The following is a 16,021-nucleotide window of genomic DNA, read 5'->3' as shown; positions in this document are numbered from 1 at the left end:
GGCAATACTCTCTTCAAATCATCGGCAACAGATCTGATACACCATGAAAAATACGCTAATCCTTTTCTTTTTCCTGAGCCTAACTGGGTGCACTCATAACCAAACAAAAGCAATGAGCATGAACTCCTCGCCAGTCAATACGTATCCTCAATCCATGTCGAACCTACAACTTTGTGACACCTTGTATTACGGGCGCTCAAGCAACCAGACACTCGCAGCAATTGGCAGTGAGTTTAATCGAAGAGGATTATCAAAACATTGGTATGATACCGAAACCAATAAGCTTTATTTAACAAAGACGATTGATTGGGTTGCTGACCAAGTAGAAGACAAAGAAGATTCAGAGGAAGAAGCGTCGGCAGTGGTGTTGCCAGCGAATTAGAACGGGTTAGCAATGTTGTTTGCTTATTAGCCGAGCTACCTAGTCAGGACTAGCCGAACTTACTTTATTGTTCAGGCACATCATTGATATGTTGTGACACACGAACTAGCTTACTGGTTTTAAAACCCATGCTCTGCGCCCGTTCAATCAGCGAGTCTAAGTCTTGTTTGGTGAACTCTGCAGTGCGATACAAGATCTGTAAGGTATTTTTGGTAGGACCCACCAACAAAGCCTGAGTGTAATCTTCATTCAAGAAAATTACCTTTCTCTGCTTCTCATAAGGGCTATTCGCTTCGACTGAAAACCACGCTTCGGTTTGAGAGCCCTTAAATGTTGCGGCTTGTTCTTTGGTCTTCCACTCATTCTTTTTCGCGTTGTAGCCTCGAGTTGTCAGCTTAAGATTACCGTCAGATTCAAATAAAAAGCTAAACGACAAAGAACCGAGCTTTGATTGCAATGGATGCGGGATAAAACAAGCGGAATACCATGTACCAGCGAAGCGTTCGGCATCAAAGTCAGAGGCGGGGATTTTAGACGTAGGTTTACTGCCACGAAACGTAAACAACAGCTTAATCATTAGCATCGCTAATATTTTGTATGTCATGTCACTTACTCTTTATTCGATTGTTATTAGACCCACACCTTCGATCGCATAATCAGTCGACGAATTGGTCTGTTTTTACAAGCTTAGCCAACAAGGTCTGTAACTGCTTGGATTCGTCTTCACTCAACGCACTCTGAAACTGCTCGCTGATACTATCGACCATAGGCTCACAATATTCGGCAAGCTTCTTGCCCTCTTCCGTTAAAGAAAGAAGTTTTACCTTTTTGTTCGTTTCACTCTTGCTGGCCTCAATAAGGTTCAGCTTAATCGCGTTATCAACCAAACGCTTGGTCACAGAGCGATTTCGAAGCAAGTAATTGGTTAACTCTTGCTGAGTGATTTTGCCATGCTTATCTAACACTCGAAGCGCACCAAACATCTCTAGAGAAATGCCCGAAGTGGTGCCCATCTCAGCGGTGACTTGAGCTCGAAACTGTTTGTAAGCAAAGCCCATTAAGAACATAGGATTGCTGTCGAGTGCATCAATTCCGGTGATGGATAATGCTGGTTGATTTTCCATATATAATTCCTTGGCAGACCACTAATAATACCAACACGATGGACATTAACTCTGCACGAAAGTAGGTATCTTGCAAACCAAGATCGGTTGCTGAAACATAGAGTTGCAATGGTAGCATAGTTCCTAACATCGCTTCAGTATGCATACCTCGCACGCCACCACGACTGCCGCTGATCCAAATTGCTATCATGGTCACCAAGCTTGTTAGTCCAATGATATACACCCAATTATAGGAGTGTTGCCCCGCTAACAAGGTTACGAAGACCAACGCCAATGCACAACCACCAACGTGGGCTTGTAAACAGTTTTTCACCACCATTTGATAGTTCATGCGTTCACTTTGCGCAGCCGCAATAATCACAGGCATCATACAGAACGTCGCGGCAATCAAATCGACCATCATCAAAAATGCTAAACCAACTCCAAGCATGACCACATATATCACTCGCTGCTGGTACGTCACAGGAACACTTTGCATTGGCAGCGGCGACATCGCTTTGGGCGGCTTTAAGAACAGCATCACAAATCTCACCACAACCATGGTCGTCACCATGCTCACTGCTATATCGCGAACCCAGTCCGTCATCGGCATTGGGCCATGTTGTGCAAACACAATCACCAAAAACCAATTGAGCAATGGGATGTAGATTTTCCCAAGTTTGGCAGGCGTGTCGGCCCACCTTCTTGCTAAATCAAATACCCATAAACTGATCCCCCAAACCACTGCCGGGTGTGAGGCAAATAACTGATCGACAAGCAGAGCCACACAAGCGACACCCAAGATAGGGAGAAACGCTTTGAGCATACCTCTCACTGAGTAGTCGTTAATCTTGGTCGCCGCCATTACCGGATAAAGAGCGAGGTACGCCGCAACACCTAGCTGTAGCCAAAGTTGAGCCAACATACCCAAAGACACGATAGCGCTGATCCAAGCTACTTCAGACCAGTTAATCGGGCCTCGAACTTCGTTATTCATAATCTGCCTCTTAGGTCGTAAATCGTTATTTCGTCAGTGGGTAGTCAGTTAGTCGATGATTGAAGAGCACAGTTAAACTAGGTAACGAATGCGAGCTAGCACTTCCATCCATGCACTTCCGATCACATCCCAAAACGTCGCTTCAGGCACCACCATCACGCTCACTTTAGAGCCTGAGAACAATGAGTGATCAAGTGACGGCAACGTTACTTGTGTACGCACTTTTTGTTGGTCTCGAATCCAGCGATCATCATTCACGACTTTCGCGAGGCCGCTGTTGTCGCTGCTCGCATCATAGATAGCCAGTTCACGACCTTGAATATTTCCCTCAAACACCTCACCAGGCATTGCATCAAACACCAAACGAACGGTTGTTCCCGCAGTCAGATTTGCACTGCCCTTTTCGTTGAAGTCTGCGTTAATCCAAGCATGCTGGCGATCAACCAAAAACAAAACGGGGCTGCCAGCGCCAACATAGGTTCCTGAGTTAAGGTTGAGATTGCTGATTACGCCATCAACAGGCGCGACGATTGTCGTTTTGTCCAAATCCAATTGCGCCAGTTCAACGCGAGTTCGAGCAACAGCCAAAGCACCGTTGTCGCTGCTTTTCTCAAGCTCAGCTTTTATCTGCTCAATATCGGCTTGCGCAGCTTCGACGGCTTGCTGTCTTACAATCGTGTCCGATCGGCTATCGTCTAGCGTTTCTTGGCTAACAAGTTTTCTCGAAATCAATTGCTGGTTACGCTTCAATTTTCTCTCGGCATTCAGAGCTTCGTGTTGGCGCTGACGTAACGTCGCTTCCGCGCCATGCAAGTGCTGCTTGTTTGCTTCATAGCTTTGCTCTGATTCAACCAAAGCCGCTTCAGCCTGAGTTAACGCCAATTCAAAACGAGTTGGATCTAAGCGAACTAGCAGTTCCCCTTTTTTTACATCCTGACCATTCTTAACAGCCAACTCCACCACTGGCGCCGACACTTCTGCAGCAATACGGCTGGTTGGAATGTGCAATTGAGCTTGAGTTGTGAACGGCGCAAGGTTGTCACTTGCCACCAAGAAAAGAGCAAACAAGGCACTGGTGCCAAGTGTTAGATAGAGCATCCATTGATACGCTTTATTAGCCATAATGTTTCACCTGCAACAAAATAATGCGCTCATTGTATTGATTTTTGTTTCAGATGCAACATAAATCAAAGGTGAGTATCTTAAAGATCTTGCGAGAAGTACAGCAAGCTACTGTTTATGAAAGATATAAATAGAAATTTAGATAAGAAAAAGTCGTGTAGTTAGTTTGGGAAGCAAGAGCTCCAGAAGTTATCTAATGCCTTTGCTCACAATGATATGCATTAACATTGATATTCTTTAACATTTGATTAACCAACTTATCCATTAAAACTATAAGGAAATAAAAATGAAGTGGATATTTGTTGTATTCGTCAGTGTTTTCTCAGTATTTACTTACGCAAAAGATTGGAAGCAAATCCGATTTACGGTGGAAGGAGCATACCCACCATTCAGCCGGACAACGCAAGATGGTGAATTAGAGGGGTTTGAAGTCGATTTAGCCAACGCCTTGTGTGTCGAATTAGAAGTAAAATGTATCATCTCAAAAACTGACTGGGACGGGATTATCCCTTCGCTTTTAAGCCGTAAAAACGATGCAATTATAGCGGCTATGACCATTACCGAAGAACGTGAAAAGAAAGTTAACTTCACGATGCCTTACGCTAAAGTTCCCACTCGTTTTGTCATGGAAAAAGGGCGTGAAATCAATATGGATGACGGCAGCTTAAATGAACTAACAATTGGAGTTCAGCGCGCTACCATTGGTGACAAATACCTTTCCGAGATCTACCCAAATGTAGATATCAAGCGTTATGGATCATTCGACGAAGCCTTTACCGATTTACTCAACGGGCGCCTAGGTAGCGTGTTTGGTGGTTCTATGGGACTCAATACGGGCTTTCTTGAAACGGAGCAAGGTAAGGACTACCACTTTACGGGTCCTAAATTTACAGAAGAAAAATGGTTCGGGCGTGGTATTGGTGTCGCGGTACGAAAACAAGATAATGAACTCAAAGATCTTATTGATGACGGTATCCAGCGCTTGATCGACAATGGTCAGCATCAAAAAATCGCAAGTAAGTATTTTTCATACAGCATTTACGAATAGTTTGGTATGCAGTGTGGACTAAACTAATTGCGAACTGTGTTCACTTTAGAAAGCATCAGATAGCAAAAAGCCGCTCATAAAGAGCGGCTTTTTTAAGGGGTGGGAACCCAGCCACATCCCGGCACACAAGTCACTCGCTGCGGCTGCTCCCTTCCAGGCCTGACCGAGTTCACGAGCTATTGTTGCGGGAGGACCAGGCCCCCATAGATTCGTTTTCTAAGAGGCTTGCCTCAAAGAGTGATTGGATTATTAAGCATCACAGCAACCATTGCAAGCCCTTCCACCCTATTTTTGAACAATTGCGGTCTAAGTGCTTATCCTTTATTCAAACCACTAGAAAATCGCAGGTAAATTCACCATTTACCTGCATTTGGAAGGTTTGGATTGCTGGAGTACTAGATATCGATGTCTTCGTTATCTTCTGTGCGAATGATGTAGTCTGTCATCCACGCGGTGCCTAATAGACACAACCATACTACAAAGACTGGACTAGGTACTTCGATACTTGGGGTAATCACCAAAGCCGCAAAACCGACCGTTGGCAGTGTCCAACATAATAGTTTATTCCAGCGGAACGTTTTCAAGCGCGTCAGCGTTTCCATTGATGCCATGATGCCCGTTATACACAAGGCCACCAAAGCAGCATAAGGTAAATCGGCTATCCATAATGGAAGTATTAAGCCTAATGACCACCAGCTGTGTCGGCTAGCAGTCTTAAGATGATTTGCCGCCCACCAAATTACGATGATAGATAAGGTTTGAAGTGTGGTAACCCACGGGACGCCTTCAAGCTTGCCTGCTGATTGCGTGACCATGATTCCGACCTGCAACGTAGTCACGATCAAGCCAGAAATAATCACGACCGACAAACTACTGCGTCTTGAGAAGACCACCATCAATAGCGGGAACAGTACCCACGCACTGACAGACAGCGTGATAGGCTGCAAAGGAAGGGTTAGACCATAAGTGGTCATGGCAGCAAGCAAAGCTAATCCTGCTATGCCTCCCTGCGGTAAAATCCATAAAGCAGGAATTACCATTGCAAGCACCGGGATATCTCCCTCACTTAAACTGATTGCTCTCGCGCAAACAACCGCTAATAATGTGGTGATCAAGAACTGAAACGTTGTAAATACCATAGCCCTCTCCTTCTACCGATCCGTGGTACCATACCAATCGTAGTAATTAACTGGTCACCCTAGCTTGTTAAAAAACTCGATAACCTCGTTAGATTTTTTGATTGGAGAATGACTACTTATCAAAACTTCTTATCAAAACTTCTTATCAAAAAGAGCGGCCTTGCTCTCAAGCTTTTTCCCTGCGCTATTTTTGAACACTTACTTACTGTGATTGGTATTTATGAACTAGGAACATTTAGTATGGACCAATTTTTGAGCCAAATCTTTGCTGTGATTCACCAAATTCCATATGGAAAAGTAACAACTTATGGAGACATAGCACGTTTTTCAGGATTTCCGGGCTATGCGCGCCATGTTGGTAAAGCGCTGGGTAACCTGCCAGAAGGTAGCAAACTGCCTTGGTATCGAGTGATAAACAGCAAGGGTGAAATCTCTTTAAAGGGTGATTCGTTCGACCGACAAAAGCAGCATTTGGTTAAAGAAGGGATTGAGGTGAGTGATGCAGGAAAGATCAAACTCAGAATATACAAATGGCAGCCCTAGAGCTGCCACTAATCGCTGATTCAACTGGCTAAGTTAAGCCAATCAAGATGCCTTAACAGTGGCATCGACTTCTGATTAACGAACACCAACCAAACGTAGGTCTGCTTGCTGTGTATTTTCTACATCAGTAATTACTGACTTAATCGTGTCCGTTATGAAACGCAGTTTGCCGTCAACATGAATCGATGCGCGCATGTTGTAACGGTGGTTAGCTTTAATTTTGTCGTTGTCGTAGCTCAGCTCGAATGCGAACGGTACTTGCTTACCGTCTGTGGTGAACTCTTGAGTTGCGATAACCGTCGATGGTGCATCAGCCAGTGAGATATCTTCTAGCGTAACGGTAACCACTGCATTCTCTGGCAATGCAATTCTTTCACGGTAGCTTACTGTTCCTGAAATCACTTGAGTGTTCTCTGCAACCACTTCCTGAGAAGCGCTCGTTTCTGATGTTGCTTGGCAACCAACAAGTAGGCCAAACGATACTAAAGACGTAATAAGAATTAGAGCCTTTTTCATATTCAATTTCTCTCAACATGTTTGCCGGACTCGGCAAATCTACTCAGCAATTATAAGAGAGCTTTCATATTCTGTCTCGAAACCCTATGATTTATTGACAGATATCTGACTAAGCTAAATGATTAACACCATAATCTGACACCCATTTTACGAAGAGGAATGCTGGCGATGAGTCAACCTTTACAAGAATTACTAAGTTTACTTCAGCTAGAAAAACTGGAAGAAGGTTTATTCCGTGGGCAAAGTGAGAACCTAGGCCTACCACAGGTATACGGCGGTCAGGTATTGGGACAAGCGCTTTCTGCTGCTCGTTATACCGTTCAAGACGACCGTAGTGTTCACTCGTTCCACAGTTATTTTCTGTTTCCCGGCGATCCTGAAAAGCCAATCATTTACGATGTTGAGAACCTACGAGATGGACGCAGCTTTAGCACACGCCGTGTAAAAGCGATTCAAAATGGCCGCCCTATTTTCTATCTCACTGCTTCTTATCATGGCGATGCGCCAGGGTTTGAGCACCAGATTTCAATGCCTGATATTCCGGGACCAGAGAACTTTGCCTCAGAAACTGAATTAGCGAGCCACATTGCGGAATTCTTACCAGAGAAACTGCGCAAAACCTTCTGTGGCGAAAAGCCGATTGAGATGCGTCCGGTGACGGTGGTAAACCCACTGAAACCTAAGAAGACGGAAGCGAAACAATACCTTTGGGTAAGAGCGAATGGCGCGATGCCAGACAACCACTTGATCCACCAATACCTGCTTGCCTACGCATCGGATTGGGGATTCTTAGTGACGGCGCTTCACCCACATGAAGTCTCTATCATGACGCCAAATTTTCAAGTGGCGACGATTGACCACTCAATCTGGTTCCACCGCCCATTCAAAATGGACGAATGGCTGCTTTATGCGATTGAAAGCCCAACGGCAGCGAACACTCGCGGCCTAGTGCGCGGCGAGATCTTCAACCAGAAAGGTGAGCTGGTAGCGACAGCAGTACAAGAAGGTGTGATGCGTTTTACTAAATAGCACTCAAATAAATAGCGGATAAACGCTTCTTACAAACCCCAAATACGCACAAACAAAAAGAGGCTAGGTTTAATACCTAGCCTCTTTCTTTAATGACGCTTAAGAAAACTCGTCACGCAAAAATCAATAAAACCTACTCAACTTCTAACGTTGGCTCAAACTCGCCTTGAACTCGCGTTTTAATGCCATCACCTGCGTCTCGTAGAAGGTTAAATGGCGATAACACTACGCCTTTCACCGCGCCCTCAGCGGCTCCCTGAGCGAGTTCCTTACTCTTATCAGCTAACAAATTAGCTTGTGCCAAAATACCTGGGACTTCCGCTCGTAGCATTTCAGATTCCGTGACGATGACAGGAATAGTCTGTTCGCGGTAAGACTTACTTTCAGCGAGCATTGGTGGCATTACGTCTACGCGGTATCTCTTTAATTCAGTTAATGTTGGTGGAATAACATCGGTTCTTACCTGCTCGACTTCCGTTCGAACATTTTTCACTTCATCTAATATCGCAGGGATTTTGTTGTCGACCGAGGCTACGGTTTGATTCACATCATCGATCGTCTTTCTAACTTCTTCGACAGTGTTTAACACCTGAGGAGCAAGATCGCTGACATGTTCTGCAAGCGCTAATAGCTCTTCTACTTTGAGCCCTTTGGTGAGGCCCGATATGTCTTCGATAACTTGCGGGTAAGTATCAACGATTTCACCGACTTTATTAGTCAATGAGTAGATGGTGTAACCCAAGTAAAAAATGGCGACCGCCAGTACCAGCTGGATAGCGGTAGATACTTTTGCAAACATGAATAATCCTTTTCTTTATCGCAGAGACGAGATCTAAACTGAGAAGATAGTTAAACTAAAGCGATAGTTAATCTATTACTAGGCGCAGCTTAAAGCGGCAATGCTGTCGTGTACTTCAATGGTTCCATCGCAAACGTCGAGGTCACATTAGAGATACCATCAATGCTATTCACCAAGCGCTTATAGAAATCATCAAAGCACTTCATGTCTTTAACCTGAACCTTCATCATATAATCATATTCGCCAGCCATGCGATAGAACTCCATCACTTCTGGAAATTCCGACACAGTATTCACAAAACGACCATACCACTCATGAGAATGATCACTGGTTTTCACCAATACGAACGCAGTAAAGGAAAGATCCAGTTTTTCCGGGTTCAGCAGTGCAACTCTTTTCTCAATAATGCCGTTCTCTTCGAGGCGCTTAAGCCTTTTCCAACAAGGCGTTGTAGTGAGATTGACCGCTTCAGAAATATCGTTCAATGACAGGGTGCTGTCTTCTTGCAGTAACCCTAATATTTTTTTATCTACGGCATCTATCACACTTTCACCAAATCGCATTTAAAGAGAATAATTTTCTACAATTTAAGCAAAACAAAGCAAATATGGCAAAGTTTTTCTCTCGGATTATGGATAAATTAGAACCATACCAATTACAAAGAATTCCTACACTCGATCAGGAGAACGCTTATGTGCACTGACCATCAATGGATTAACAACGCGATTCGTAAAATTGAAGCGGACTACCAACGCTCAGCGGATACGCACCTTATCAAGCTCGATCTACCAAGTATCGAAGGCATTGATGTTTACCTTAAAGATGAAAGTACACACCCTACAGGCTCTTTAAAGCACCGTTTAGCGCGTTCTCTATTCTTATACGCTATCTGTAACGGTTGGGTTGGCCCAGAAACAACAATTATTGAATCTTCATCGGGCAGTACTGCGGTATCTGAAGCGTACTTTGCTCGTCTACTTGGCCTGCCGTTTATTGCGGTAATGCCAAAATGCACAGCGAAGAAGAAGATTGAGCAGATAGAATTCTACGGCGGCCAAGCGCATCTTGTTGACCGCTCAGATGAAATTTACGATGAGTCTCGTCGTTTAGCAGAAGAACTGAACGGTCACTACATGGACCAATTTACTTACGCTGAGCGCGCAACCGACTGGCGTGGTAACAACAACATCGCGAACTCGATTTTCAATCAAATGCAGATGGAAGATCACCCAGTTCCGGCTTGGGTAGTAATGAGCCCAGGTACTGGCGGTACTTCAGCGACGATTGGCCGTTTCATTCGCTACCAACAACATGAAACTAAGCTTTGTGTTGTGGACCCTGAGAACTCTGTATTCCACGAATACTTCCAAACAGGCAATGCGAACGTGAAATGTAGTACATTCAGCAAGATTGAAGGCATTGGTCGCCCACGAGCAGAACCAAGCTTCATTCCTGGTGTGGTTGACGAAATGCGTAAAATCCCAGACGCAGCAAGTATCGCAACGACACATTGGTTATCTGACATTCTTGGTCGCAAGGTCGGCGCATCAACCGGGACTAACATGTACGGTGTGCTTCAATTAGCCAGTGAAATGAAAGCACGTGGAGAAAAAGGTTCTATCGTGACTTTACTGTGTGACAGTGGTGAGCGTTACCTAGATACTTACTTCAATGACGAGTGGGTAAATCTGAATATCGGTGACCTACAACCTTATGCAGCGAAGTTAGAAGCTTTCTCGCAAACGGGTGAGTTGGCTTAAGTTCAAAACCGATAGTTCGAAATAGAAAAGAGCCCTTGATGGGCTCTTTTTGTTTATTCATTCTATTAGTCAGCCACTAACGAGAACAAATTACTCTGGCTTCTGCTTCGCTTCAAATGCCGCGAGTTGTTCAGGCGTCGCTTTTGGTTGATGGTTTTGTTTCCACTCATCGTAAGTCATGCCGTATACACGCTCACGAGCGTCATCGATATCCAAGTCTAAGCCTTGTTGCTCTGCTTCCGCTTTGTACCATTTACTGAAACAGTTTCGGCAGAAGCCAGCCAAGATCATCAGATCGATGTTCTGCACATCTTTATTGTTATCTAGGTGTGCTAGCAGGCGACGAAAGGTTGCTGCATCCAGCTTATCTTGTTCTTCTTGAGAAAGATCTTTGTATTTAAATTCAGCCACTTTACTTTCCTTTATTCGATCTATTGTATTAATTCGTTGAGCTCTGTTTGTTATACAAAAAAAGCCTGCAATTCGCTAGGAGCAAACGCAGGCTTTTCAATATTGTTACACTATTCCGTGTTCATTAATCGTGCGTGTTCATTAACCGTGACTGGTTCTTCCCACGTTGTCATGGCTAAGCTCTTTATTAAGTTCCGCTTCCACGTGACCCGGAGAGCGTGTTGATCCTGAAATCAGTCGGTACATCGCAGGAATTACGAACAGAGTAACCAATGTCGCGAAGCCCATACCGAAGAAGATAACCGTACCCACAGCCACTCGGCTTTCATAGCCTGCGCCCGTTGAAGTAATCAATGGAATTGCACCAGCCAGCGTCGTGAATGCCGTCATCATGATTGGACGTAAGCGTCGAGCAGAAGCATCAATGATCGCCTTTTCAAACTCAATACCACGGTCACGAAGTTGGTTAGCAAACTCTACGATCAAGATACCGTTTTTGGTTACCATACCGATCAACATGATCATACCAATCTGGCTGTAGACGTTGAGCCCTTGACTCATCAGCACCAAGCCTAAGAAGCCACCGAAGATACCCATAGGTACGGTGAACATCACCACCAGCGGGTTAATGAAGCTTTCAAACTGCGCGGCCAGTACCAAGTATGCGACCAGCATCGCTAGCGCAAACACCACTAGGATACTTGATTGGTTCTCTTTAAAGTCTTTTGACTCGCCAGAGTAGCTTACTGAAATATCACCCGGTAACTGCTCAATCGCTTGTTCATCGAGGAAGTCTAGTGCATCACCCAGCGTGTAACCTTCCATTAGGTTCGCTTTGATGGTCACCGATTTCTGCTTATTGTAGTGCGACAAACGAATCGAGGACGCTACCTCTTCAATATGCGTTAGCGTATCCAGTGTTACCAATTCACCAGATTGAGTTCGCATGTAGATTTGGCTTAAGTCATTGGCATTGTTAAAGCTGTTCTCATCGCCACGCAGGTAAACGTCGTACTCTTCACCACGTTCAACGAACGTCGTTTCACTCTTACCGCCCAGCATGATTTCTAACGTATCTGAAATATCCGAAACGCTAACACCTAGCTCTGCTGCACGCTGCTTATCTACGGTTACCAATAGCTCTGGTGTTTTCTCAGAGTAATCGATGTCCGCGCCTTCCATCATTGGAGAATCTTCAGCCGCTTGCTTTAAGAGCTCTGCCCACTTCTGAAGTTCAGAGTAATCAGAACCGCCAAGTACGAATTGAACAGGCTCACTTGAACCACCTTTGAAGCCCGGCATGAACGGGAATACACGCACATCTGGAATGCCGTTCAACGATTTACGAACTTCGTTCAACGCTTCTTGTGCGGTAACGTCACGCTCATCCCAGTCTTCTAGGATCATGATTACGAAGCCCGTTTGGTCACCCGCATTACCACCAAACGCTGGTGATTGAATACTGAATGACTTCAAGAAGCCCTGACCAAGCAATGGCATTAAGCGTTCTTCAACGATGTCCATGTTGGCAGACATACGGTTGTAACTGGTTGCATCGGCACCACGAACAAACGCAAATATAACACCACGGTCTTCTTGTGGCGTCAGTTGCGACGGCACTTGTTGCATCAAGCCATAACTACCGCCCATACACGCGATAATGATGATTGGAGCGGCCCAACGCCAGTTAAGAGCACGGAGCAATACCGCGCGGTATCCAGACTCAAGCTTGCCAAATACGCGCTCGACAAACAAATTGAAACGGTTTGGTTTAACGTTCGCTTTAAGGATCTTACTGCCTAGCACTGGCGTTAGCGTTAATGCGACTAGCGACGAGAAGATCACCGACATCGCAAGCAATACAGAAAACTCGGTAAACAATAGGCCAACCATGCCGTCCATGAACGAGATTGGTAGGAATACCATTACCAATACAAGCGTTGTTGCGATTACCGCGAAGCCTACTTCACGAGTACCTTTATAGGCCGCAAGCAGCGGTGACTCACCACGTTCAATATGGTGGAAAATGTTCTCAACCACCACGATCGCATCATCTACCACCAAACCAATCGACAGGATAAGTGCCATCAAGGTAATCAGGTTGATAGAGAAACCGAAGTAGTACGCGGCAATAAACGACGAGATCAGAGATACAGGTACGGTTACCGCTGGAATAAGTGTTGCACGTGCTTGACCAATAAAGATATAAAGCACAAGGATAACCAAGCCGCCCGTGATAAAGAGCGTGCTGTAAACCTCAGAGATTGAGCGGTCGATAAAGACAGTTGAGTCATAGTCGACAGCTAAACGAGTACCGTCTGGCAAGAACTTTTGAATTGCTTCGACTTCTTTATGGACTAAGTCAGCCACCTCAAGTGGGTTCGCATCTGACTGAGGCACGATACCCATACTTACGTTAACAACGCCGTCACTCTTAAAGGTCGAGTTCTCGTTTTCTGCGCCAATGTAAACATCCGCTACGTCTTTCAAGTAGATAGGTGTGTTATCAGAGGCACGTTTAACGACTAGATATTCGAAATCTTCCGCTTCAGTGTAAGAACGAGCAGTACGAACCGACATCACAATCGCATCGTTACGTACTTCACCACCTGGGCTTTCAATGTTCTCACTGTTCAGAGCAGAAGTGATGTCCGAGGTAGTAACGCCACGACCCGCCATCTGCGCAGGTTTCAGCTTCACGTACATTACTTTGTACAAGCCACCTGAGATATCCACCGAGCTCACGCCAGAAATCAAACTAAAGCGGTCAATCAACACACGTTCGGTGTAGTCGGTTAACTGCGTTCGGTCCATCTCCGTCGAACTTAAGTTGATGTAGACCGAAGCTTCACCACTACCATTGTTCTTATAAACAATTGGGTCGTCGGCTTCATCTGGCAATGAACGCTGCGCACGAGCTACAGCATCACGAACATCACTCACACCGGTATTGAGGTCGTAACCAAGCTCAAAAGTAATCGTGATACGCGACATACCGTTACGCGTTGTGGATTCGATCTCATCGATACCACTGATGCCGGATAACTGGTCTTCAAGGTTGGAGGTTATTTGGCTTTCAATGATGGTGGCAGACGCACCCTCATAACGAGTACTGATCGATACTACCGGGCTTTCAATATCTGGCATCTCACGAACCGCGAGCTTATTGAAAGAGACAATACCAAACACAACCAATAGTAGGCTCAATACGACGGCCGCTACTGGTCTCTTTACAGAAACATCAGATAACAACATTAGTTAGCGCCTTCTTGTGCTTTTTTATCACTTGCTGCATCAGCTGGGCGATTAACGGCAAGCTCTTGAACCAAGACGCCGTCACGCATGTTCACGATACCTTGCACCACGATCTTCTGGCCAATTTCGATGCCTTTGTCGATCACGACTTCGTTATCAATACGTGCCCCAAGGAAAACTTCTGTACGAGTTGCTTTGTTGTCTTCGTCAATAACATAAACGAAACGCTTCGTACCTGAATACTCAAGCGCTTGAACGGGAATGATTGGCGCTTCCACTGGTGGGAAGTCCATATCCGCTGCCACTAACATACCTGGCTTTAGATAATCATTATTGTTGTCGAAGTGGATTCGAACTCGAAGGTTCAAAGTTTCAGCGTTAATACGAGAATCAATGCCAACGACAGTACCAGTAAACTGAGTGTCACCCCAGGCGCTGGTGCGAGCCGTTACTTTCATACCTTTAGACAGTTTAGAAAGGTAGCGCTCCGGGATCTGCAGATCTAATTGCATTACCGATAGGTCATCTAAGGTCACGAGTTCAGTACCTGCAGTCACCATTTTACCGCGGCTAAAGTCGATAAAACCAACAGTGCCCGAGAATGGCGCGCTGATGTGAAGATCTTTCAGATTGGCATTTGCAGCAGCTAAACGAGCGTTGGCAATCTCTACGTTCGTTTTCTGAGCGTCAATTTCAGTTTGCGTGATCGCGTTACGTTTCACTAGGCGTTGAAATTCCGCTAGCTTACGTTGCTCGTCTTTTAGATAAGCTTGCGCTTCTGCAACTGCCGCTTTTGCTTTGTCATCGTCGAGTTGAACCAACATCTGCCCTTTAGTGACATCTTGATTGGCTTTAATGTTGATAGAGTCCACTCTGCCAGCCACTTCAGAAGTGATCATTACCGATTGCTCGGCTTCTAGCTTACCGACCAACGAAAGAGATTGGCTAACTTGGTGAATATCAACCTGCTCAGTAACAACAGTGACAGTGCTTGGGCCCATACGTTTAGCGAGTACGGCTGGAGACGCCATAAGAATAGACAAGCTAAGCAGGGTTAAAACAGATTTACGCTTCATAATAATGGTCTGCAAGTAAGTTTATACCAATCACAGTGAGTAAGTGGTCAGAAATAGCGTAGGGAAAAGGCTTGAGAACAAGGCAGCTCTTTTCAACAGATAGTTTCGATAAGTAGTTATTCTACAATCAAAATATCTGACGCTGTTCTCGAGCATTTTAGCAAGCTAGAATGACAAGTTACTTACTACGATAGGTATTATTATCTATAAATGAAATTAACCGTATTCTATCAACTGATGAATGCTGTAACGTCAAGAAGTGTAAATCTAGATTAAATTCCATTTACGTTTCATCACGTTTTAGACACATTGAACACAATACAGAAAGCCTGTCACCTCAAGGTGTTACCTATCAGTACGTAAACCTTAGTACAGATGTTCACTTCCCGAGCAATATGCGTACTTTTCGCCATCTTTGCCCAAAAAGGCAGCATTCAACACAAAACCATAAGAAAAACTCTTTACAGGTTTAACGTGTTTGCTATGATGCGCTCCGCACTTGAGAGATGCGTTGGGAAAAACATCTCTTTAGCCTATCCATTATGAGTTAGGAAAAACACCCTGGAGGGGTTCCCGAGTGGCCAAAGGGAGCAGACTGTAAATCTGCCGGCACTGCCTTCGATGGTTCGAATCCGTCTCCCTCCACCATATTCTTCTTACCTCTTTTGAGAGTTAAGAGAACAACCTGATTGATGGGCTTATGGGAAAACATCAATTTAGGCTTACTTTGTGAAAAGTAAGACACACCCTGGAGGGGTTCCCGAGTGGCCAAAGGGAGCAGACTGTAAATCTGCCGGCACTGCCTTCGATGGTTCGAATCCGTCTCCCTCCACCATATTCT

The 16,021-nt window shown here is 45.0% G+C and carries 16 protein-coding genes, 2 tRNA genes and 1 other RNA gene; 7 read left to right on the top strand and 12 right to left on the bottom strand.

Going from position 1 to position 16,021, the window contains the following annotated elements:
• Nucleotides 1–43 precede the first annotated feature (43 nt).
• Complete coding sequence (locus AB4486_RS17385; protein ID WP_372117900.1) at nucleotides 44–382, top strand: hypothetical protein; 339 nt, start codon at nucleotides 44–46, stop codon at nucleotides 380–382.
• A 64-nt stretch (nucleotides 383–446) separates the two neighbouring features.
• Here AB4486_RS17385 and AB4486_RS17380 read toward each other — a convergent pair whose 3' ends face one another.
• The 4 genes from AB4486_RS17380 to AB4486_RS17365 form a co-directional block, all read right to left on the bottom strand.
• A complete protein-coding gene (locus AB4486_RS17380) occupies nucleotides 447–986 on the bottom strand; it encodes a lipocalin family protein (RefSeq protein ID WP_017062226.1) in 540 nt (179 codons plus the stop codon).
• A 52-nt stretch (nucleotides 987–1,038) separates the two neighbouring features.
• Nucleotides 1,039–1,506 (bottom strand): MarR family winged helix-turn-helix transcriptional regulator, encoded by a 468-nt coding sequence (locus tag AB4486_RS17375; RefSeq protein WP_017062227.1) that lies wholly within the window; start codon nucleotides 1,504–1,506, stop codon nucleotides 1,039–1,041.
• Entirely contained in the window at nucleotides 1,469–2,482 is a 1,014-nt protein-coding gene (locus AB4486_RS17370; RefSeq protein ID WP_017070267.1) for a DUF2955 domain-containing protein, read from the bottom strand. The genes AB4486_RS17375 and AB4486_RS17370 overlap by 38 nt, the downstream gene beginning before the upstream one ends.
• Nucleotides 2,483–2,554: 72 nt before the next feature.
• Nucleotides 2,555–3,604: an HlyD family secretion protein gene (locus AB4486_RS17365; RefSeq protein ID WP_372117897.1), complete on the bottom strand. Its 1,050-nt coding sequence runs from the start codon at nucleotides 3,602–3,604 to the stop codon at nucleotides 2,555–2,557.
• 286 nt (nucleotides 3,605–3,890) lie between these two features.
• Here AB4486_RS17365 and AB4486_RS17360 point away from each other — a divergent pair, with 286 nt between their 5' ends.
• Entirely contained in the window at nucleotides 3,891–4,652 is a 762-nt protein-coding gene (locus AB4486_RS17360; RefSeq protein WP_372117894.1) for a transporter substrate-binding domain-containing protein, read from the top strand.
• 102 nt (nucleotides 4,653–4,754) lie between these two features.
• Here the strand turns inward: AB4486_RS17360 and ffs are convergent.
• Both ffs and AB4486_RS17350 read right to left on the bottom strand, forming a co-directional pair.
• Nucleotides 4,755–4,851, bottom strand: an RNA gene (ffs, locus tag AB4486_RS17355) — signal recognition particle sRNA small type.
• 196 nt (nucleotides 4,852–5,047) lie between these two features.
• Nucleotides 5,048–5,791: a hypothetical protein gene (locus AB4486_RS17350; protein WP_372099748.1), complete on the bottom strand. Its 744-nt coding sequence runs from the start codon at nucleotides 5,789–5,791 to the stop codon at nucleotides 5,048–5,050.
• Between the two features lie 240 nt (nucleotides 5,792–6,031).
• Between AB4486_RS17350 and AB4486_RS17345 the strand changes: the two genes are divergently transcribed.
• The gene (locus AB4486_RS17345; RefSeq protein ID WP_048609271.1) at nucleotides 6,032–6,334 is read left to right on the top strand and encodes an MGMT family protein; all 303 of its coding nucleotides are present in this window, start codon (nucleotides 6,032–6,034) and stop codon (nucleotides 6,332–6,334) included.
• A 75-nt stretch (nucleotides 6,335–6,409) separates the two neighbouring features.
• On the opposite strand, the gene AB4486_RS17340 is transcribed toward AB4486_RS17345, so the two are convergent.
• Complete coding sequence (locus AB4486_RS17340; protein ID WP_017058951.1) at nucleotides 6,410–6,850, bottom strand: YbaY family lipoprotein; 441 nt, start codon at nucleotides 6,848–6,850, stop codon at nucleotides 6,410–6,412.
• 168 nt (nucleotides 6,851–7,018) lie between these two features.
• On the opposite strand from AB4486_RS17340, the gene tesB reads away from it, so the two are divergent.
• The gene (tesB, locus tag AB4486_RS17335; protein ID WP_029235187.1) at nucleotides 7,019–7,879 is read left to right on the top strand and encodes an acyl-CoA thioesterase II; all 861 of its coding nucleotides are present in this window, start codon (nucleotides 7,019–7,021) and stop codon (nucleotides 7,877–7,879) included.
• A gap of 133 nt (nucleotides 7,880–8,012) precedes the next feature.
• On the opposite strand, the gene AB4486_RS17330 is transcribed toward tesB, so the two are convergent.
• Nucleotides 8,013–8,678: a hypothetical protein gene (locus tag AB4486_RS17330; RefSeq protein WP_017070264.1), complete on the bottom strand. Its 666-nt coding sequence runs from the start codon at nucleotides 8,676–8,678 to the stop codon at nucleotides 8,013–8,015.
• Between the two features lie 89 nt (nucleotides 8,679–8,767).
• A complete protein-coding gene (locus tag AB4486_RS17325) occupies nucleotides 8,768–9,241 on the bottom strand; it encodes an Lrp/AsnC family transcriptional regulator (protein ID WP_017062025.1) in 474 nt (157 codons plus the stop codon).
• A gap of 129 nt (nucleotides 9,242–9,370) precedes the next feature.
• Here AB4486_RS17325 and AB4486_RS17320 point away from each other — a divergent pair, with 129 nt between their 5' ends.
• Nucleotides 9,371–10,438, top strand: coding sequence for a PLP-dependent cysteine synthase family protein (locus tag AB4486_RS17320; protein ID WP_136978152.1), 1,068 nt, complete (start codon nucleotides 9,371–9,373; stop codon nucleotides 10,436–10,438).
• A gap of 90 nt (nucleotides 10,439–10,528) precedes the next feature.
• On the opposite strand, the gene AB4486_RS17315 is transcribed toward AB4486_RS17320, so the two are convergent.
• From AB4486_RS17315 to AB4486_RS17305, 3 genes are all read right to left on the bottom strand, one after another.
• Nucleotides 10,529–10,849 carry a DUF1244 domain-containing protein gene (locus AB4486_RS17315; RefSeq protein WP_004736423.1) on the bottom strand — a complete coding sequence of 107 codons (321 nt, stop codon included), beginning with the start codon at nucleotides 10,847–10,849 and terminating at the stop codon, nucleotides 10,529–10,531.
• 141 nt (nucleotides 10,850–10,990) lie between these two features.
• Entirely contained in the window at nucleotides 10,991–14,104 is a 3,114-nt protein-coding gene (gene vexH, locus AB4486_RS17310) for a vibriobactin export RND transporter permease subunit VexH (protein ID WP_372117891.1), read from the bottom strand.
• Nucleotides 14,104–15,180 carry an efflux RND transporter periplasmic adaptor subunit gene (locus tag AB4486_RS17305; protein ID WP_102393841.1) on the bottom strand — a complete coding sequence of 359 codons (1,077 nt, stop codon included), beginning with the start codon at nucleotides 15,178–15,180 and terminating at the stop codon, nucleotides 14,104–14,106. The genes vexH and AB4486_RS17305 overlap by 1 nt, the downstream gene beginning before the upstream one ends.
• A 563-nt stretch (nucleotides 15,181–15,743) precedes the next feature.
• Between AB4486_RS17305 and AB4486_RS17300 the strand changes: the two genes are divergently transcribed.
• Nucleotides 15,744–15,828 (top strand) — tRNA-Tyr (locus AB4486_RS17300).
• 102 nt (nucleotides 15,829–15,930) lie between these two features.
• Nucleotides 15,931–16,015: transfer RNA gene (locus AB4486_RS17295), tRNA-Tyr, on the top strand.
• The last annotated feature ends 6 nt before the right edge of the window (nucleotides 16,016–16,021 follow it).

The sequence above is a fragment of the Vibrio sp. 10N.222.55.C6 genome, assembly GCF_041473395.1.
Taxonomy (GTDB): Bacteria; Pseudomonadota; Gammaproteobacteria; order Enterobacterales; family Vibrionaceae; genus Vibrio; species Vibrio crassostreae_C.
The sequence above is the reverse complement of the archived record's forward strand: the minus strand, read 5'-3'. Positions and strand labels throughout refer to the sequence as shown.